The organism is Micromonospora sp. NPDC052213 (assembly GCF_040679695.1).
Lineage (GTDB): Bacteria > Actinomycetota > Actinomycetes > Mycobacteriales > Micromonosporaceae > Micromonospora.
In genome coordinates this window covers 1-1,002 of the sequence record NZ_JBFAVI010000433.1, presented here as the reverse complement: position 1 = coordinate 1,002, position 1,002 = coordinate 1, and the positions used below count along the sequence as shown (strand labels likewise).

The following is a 1,002-nucleotide window of genomic DNA, read 5'->3' as shown; positions in this document are numbered from 1 at the left end:
GTCGGCTACCTACCCCCAGGCGTACGCACGGTGACCGGCGACGCCACGTCGGCGCGGAGCGTACGCGAACTGGCCGAGGACGCGGACGTGCTAGTGGTGGCCATCGGCGGCGGCGAGCGGGCCCTGTGGCGCGACGCCGCGCGGACGCTGGTCGACACGCTGCGTGAGTTGCCGGACCCACCTCGGGTGATCCACGTCGGCGGTGGCTCGACGCTGCTCACGCCGAAGGGGACCCGGTATCTGGACGAGCCGGACTTCCCGGAGGAGTACCGGGACTCGGCGCACGGTCAGGCCGACGCGCTGGAGTTCTACAGGTCCAGCGCCGACGGGGTGACCTGGACGTACGTCTCCCCGCCGCCGCTGGAGTTCCACCCGGGCGAGCGGACCGGGCACTACCGCACCGGCACCGACCACCCGGTGACCGACGCGCAGGGCCGTTCGGTGCTCACCTACGAGGACCTGGCGGTGGCGATCGTCGACGAGATCGAGGATCCGCGCTTCGGCAACGCCCGGTTCACGGTCGCGTACTGATTCAGTCGGCCAGCCGGGCCGGGAAGCCGCCGGTGGCGATCGGGCCCCAGGACTCGATCGTGACCCGGATCAGCGACTTGCCCTGCGCGACCATGGCCGACCGGTACTCGTCCCAGTCCGGGTGCTCGCCGGAGATGCTGCGGAAGTACTCGACCAGCGGTTCCAGCGCCTCGGGCAGGTCGAGCACCTCGGCCACGCCGTCGACCTGCACCCACGGGCCGTTCCAGTCGTCGGAGAGCACGCACGCGGAGACGCGCTGGTCGCGGCGGATGTTGGCGACCTTGGCACGCTCGGGATAGGTGGAGATCACCAGCCGGCCCTCGGCATCCACCCCGCAGGCCACCGGGGAGGACTGCGGGCGCCCGTCGGAGCGGGTGGTCATGAGCACGACGTGGTGGCGGGGGCGGAGGAACTCGATCAGGGCGTCCCGGTCGACCCGGGTGTTCTTCGCGATGCTGCGTGCCATGCCTC

Annotated in this window: 2 protein-coding genes; one reads left to right on the top strand and one right to left on the bottom strand. The window is 71.7% G+C overall.

The genetic code is table 11. The features are described 5' to 3' along the window. The coding region (locus AB0L34_RS34545; RefSeq protein ID WP_363709894.1) for an NAD(P)H-binding protein at positions 1–531 on the top strand (531 nt) is incomplete at its 5' end. A 1-nt stretch (position 532) separates the two neighbouring features. On the opposite strand, the gene AB0L34_RS34540 is transcribed toward AB0L34_RS34545, so the two are convergent. Continuing rightward, complete coding sequence (locus AB0L34_RS34540; RefSeq protein ID WP_357176188.1) at positions 533–997, bottom strand: PPOX class F420-dependent oxidoreductase; 465 nt, start codon at positions 995–997, stop codon at positions 533–535. Positions 998–1,002 lie beyond the last annotated feature (5 nt).